Here is a 3,358-nt window from a genome sequence, read left to right on the forward strand (position 1 = left end):
GTGCTTGCCCTGTGGGAGCAGGCAGCGGCCGATCTCGCGCGGCTTGGCGCCGAGGTGGTCGAGGTCGATTTTCCCGTCGTCTCCAACTACGAACGCGACCGCCCCGGTGCGCGCACCATGGTCGAGCGCGGGCTGGTGCCGCAGGACTTCGCCGAGCGCGAACTCTGGGATCTCAGCATCTGGGGCTGGGACGACTTTTTGCGCGCCAATGCCGACCCGGCCGTGCCCGATCTCGTCTCCGTCGACGGCCCAAAGATCTTCCCGCAGCCGCCGGGCACGCTGCCCGACCGCTATGAGGGCGGCTTCGATCTGAGAGAATATGTGGAACGGGCGCGGTCCGGCGTCACGCCGTTCGCAGACATTCCAACGCTGGAAGACGGACTGAAGGGCCTCGAAGCAACAAGGCGGATCGATTTCGAGGTCTGGCTGGACGGCCAAGACATCGACGCCGTGGTGCTGCCCGCCGCCGCCGATGTCGGACCGGCCGATGCAGACATCGACGAGGCATCTGCCGCCCTTGCCTGGCGCAATGGCACCTGGGTCGCCAACGGCAATCTGGTCTGGCGCCATTTCGGCATCCCGACCGTCACCGTGCCCATGGGAACCATGGCCGATATCGGCATGCCGGTCGGCCTGACCTTCGCCGGTAAGGCCTATGACGACGAAAGGCTGCTGCGCATGGCCGGCGACTACGAACTGTCGACCCGGCGCCGCACCCTGCCCCCACGCACGCCGGAACTGACTGAAGATGTATTTTCCCGCCGGCCCACGCAAACCGGTAACGGCAAGGCACCTCCGCTCGTCATCGCGCTTGCCGCCGAGACGCGCACGACCGGCGATCAGGACGAGATCACCATCACCCTCGACCTGCCGATCGACGCCGAGGCGGAAAACGCCAGCGTCAAGGTGCATGTCAACGGCGAGCCTGTCGCCATGCAGCGAAGCGGAGCGCGCTGCTGTGGACAGGCATTGGTTCCGGCCGCAGAGCACCAGCGGTTCCACAGCGTCTGGCGTGGCTCGTATGGCTCGATCGTGACGGCTATTGTGCGGCTGGAGGATGGGCGCAGCGCCGGCGCCTATCTGGTTACGGGCGGGATTGGATGAACGCCAGCAGCTAGGAAGGCAGCGAAGTCAGCCATTCTTCCCAAAATTCCTGCTGCATATGGACGAAAACCGGAACCACGTCGACGCCATCATCAAATATGTCGACCAGATCGCTCTCTTGCGGAAATTGCCCCGTCTTCACCTTGCAGGCTATCAATCCGCGACTTTTCTCCATCACGGTATTTTCCGGATAAACATTGGCGCTTGCTCCGTAACAGAAGGGTAGCAGGCCATCGACTTCGAGTGCCTGACGGATTTGGAACAGAGCCTCGAAAAAATCTTCCTCTTCTGCCTAGATCACCTTGTCCCGATAACTGCATTTCAGATTGCATGCAGCGCCGTTCACGTGCAGCGTGAACACGGCTTGCTCGTCGTCACCAACGGAACCTGCTCCGATCAGAAAAACAGTACGCTGATGGTCCATCTCATCCCCCTCGCCATGTGACGGGATGGTAGTACGACAACGGCCGCTTTTCCAGCATGGCAGGGATTGGGACGCGGCCGCACTCCCTGCCGTCGTCATCCGCTGGCCAGGCGTCCCGCCGCAAAGGCAAGGTCCCGCCGAATGACATCCCGCTTGTCTTGCGACAGACCGGCAAGCAGCTTTTCATCGAGGCAGCCTGCTCGGATGAGATGAGTGAAGACATAAAGGAGCTGCGAATAGCGATAGTCGAACGTCCGATCGATATCCCGCCGCTGTTCACGCAAATAGTCTTCCAGCTCCCACATCTGGGAGGGAACCGTCACCGCACTGGCCTTGCTCTTGAATTCGGCCATCGTCTTTGCGAGGGCCGCCTCAAGAGCCTTATCGAAGGCGTGGCGGGCGAGCTTCTTTTCGGAAGCGGACCAACTGAAATCGTTCATTGGATATCTCCGTAGATTTCCTGTGAATTCCATCAGATTTTCACGAACTTCGCCTGCTTCTACCCCCGCGCCGCCCAAAGCAAACCCCGCTCCACCATCAGCGCCATTTCCGGCACCGCGAACTCATCCGCCGTGTGACCAAGGGAACTGTAGAAAACCTTCCCCGCCCCATAGCGCCGTTTCCAGACGACCGGCATGACGACGCCGCCTATCCCCGGAAAATGCGCGTCGGTGAAGGTGGTGGTCGCCAGCACCTCATTGCTTGGGTCGACATGCATGTAATATTGCTCCGACCGGTAGGCGAAATCGCTGATGCCTTTTGTGATCGGATCGTCCGGCCGGGTGATCGCGACAGTGTAGTCGATGATGTTGCCGGGATGCGCCCCCCATTGGCCGCCGGTCATGAACTGATAGTCGGGCTCATTGCGGAAACTGTCGCCCATCGTCCCGTGGAAACCGCCGAGCCCGCTTCCCCCGCGAACCGCAAGCGTCAGGTTCTGCAACTCGGCCTTTTCGATCGTCGACATCGTGATGACGGGCACGATGAGATCGAAGGAAGCGAGCTCCGGACCGGCGAACATCGCGGTGCCTTCGCCGAGCGTGACGTCGAAGCCGTTTCGCTCAAGCAAGGTGCGAACGAGCTTCGCGCTCTGCTCCGGCGTATGGCCCTCCCAGCCGCCCCAGGCGATCAAGGCCTTCTTTGGCATTGTGTACCTCCCTGGAAAACTCGGCCCTGATCGATCCGGCGTCAGCGCCAGCCCAGCGCTGGAGCGACATGGGTCAGGATCGCCTCGATGACATGCGCATTGTAGTCGACGCCGAGCTGGTTCGGAACGGTGAGCAGCAGCGTATCGGCTTCGGCGATCGCCTCGTCCTGCGCCAATTCCTTGATCAGCACATCCGGCTCGGCCGCGTAGCTGCGCCCGAAGATCGCTTTGGTGTTCTCCTCGATGAAGCCGATCTGGTCGCGGCTCTCGTTGCCGCGACCGAAATAGGCGCGGTCGCGATCGTCGACCAGCGCGAAGATGCTGCGGCTGACCGAGACGCGCGGCTCGCGCTTGTGACCGGCCGCCTTCCAGGCCTCGCGATAGATGCGGATCTGCTCGGCCTGCTGGATGTGGAACGGCTTGCCGCTCTCGTCGAATTTGAGTGTCGAGCTCTGCAGGTTCATGCCGAGCTTGGCTGCCCATTCCGACGTGGCGTTGGTAGCCGCACCCCACCAGATCCGCTCGCGCAGACCCTCCGAATGCGGCTCGAGGCGCAAGAGGCCGGGCGGATTGGGGAACATCGGCCGCGGATTGGGTTGGGCGAACCCCTCGCCCCGCAGCGTCTCGAGGAAGACCTCGGCATGATGCCGCGCCATGTCGGCGTCGCTTTTGCCTTCCGGCGG

Annotated in this window: 6 protein-coding genes; 1 reads left to right on the forward strand and 5 read right to left on the reverse strand. The window is 62.3% G+C overall.

Annotated elements, in window-relative coordinates; translation table 11 throughout:
• Positions 1-1,104: amidase family protein (locus EN914_RS29005; RefSeq protein ID WP_245497863.1), on the forward strand; the 1,104-nt coding region annotated here is incomplete at its 5' end.
• A 10-nt stretch (positions 1,105-1,114) separates the two neighbouring features.
• Here EN914_RS29005 and EN914_RS39420 read toward each other — a convergent pair.
• The 5 genes from EN914_RS39420 to EN914_RS29025 all read right to left on the reverse strand — a co-directional run.
• Positions 1,115-1,282: a hypothetical protein gene (locus EN914_RS39420; protein WP_245265342.1), complete on the reverse strand. Its 168-nt coding sequence runs from the start codon at positions 1,280-1,282 to the stop codon at positions 1,115-1,117.
• Between the two features lie 114 nt (positions 1,283-1,396).
• Complete coding sequence (locus EN914_RS39915) at positions 1,397-1,528, reverse strand: hypothetical protein (RefSeq protein ID WP_255337241.1); 132 nt, start codon at positions 1,526-1,528, stop codon at positions 1,397-1,399.
• 95 nt (positions 1,529-1,623) lie between these two features.
• Positions 1,624-1,968 carry a hypothetical protein gene (locus EN914_RS29015; protein ID WP_024503935.1) on the reverse strand — a complete coding sequence of 115 codons (345 nt, stop codon included), beginning with the start codon at positions 1,966-1,968 and terminating at the stop codon, positions 1,624-1,626.
• Positions 1,969-2,027: 59 nt separating this feature from the next.
• On the reverse strand, positions 2,028-2,675 hold the full coding sequence (locus tag EN914_RS29020) for a ThuA domain-containing protein (RefSeq protein ID WP_127389436.1): 648 nt from the start codon (positions 2,673-2,675) through the stop codon (positions 2,028-2,030).
• Positions 2,676-2,716: 41 nt separating this feature from the next.
• On the reverse strand, positions 2,717-3,358 hold a 642-nt coding region (locus EN914_RS29025; RefSeq protein ID WP_164778990.1), incomplete at its 5' end, for an LLM class flavin-dependent oxidoreductase.

Origin of the sequence: Mesorhizobium sp. M7A.F.Ca.CA.001.08.2.1, from assembly GCF_003998455.1 — a bacterium.
GTDB lineage: Bacteria > Pseudomonadota > Alphaproteobacteria > Rhizobiales > Rhizobiaceae > Mesorhizobium > Mesorhizobium ciceri.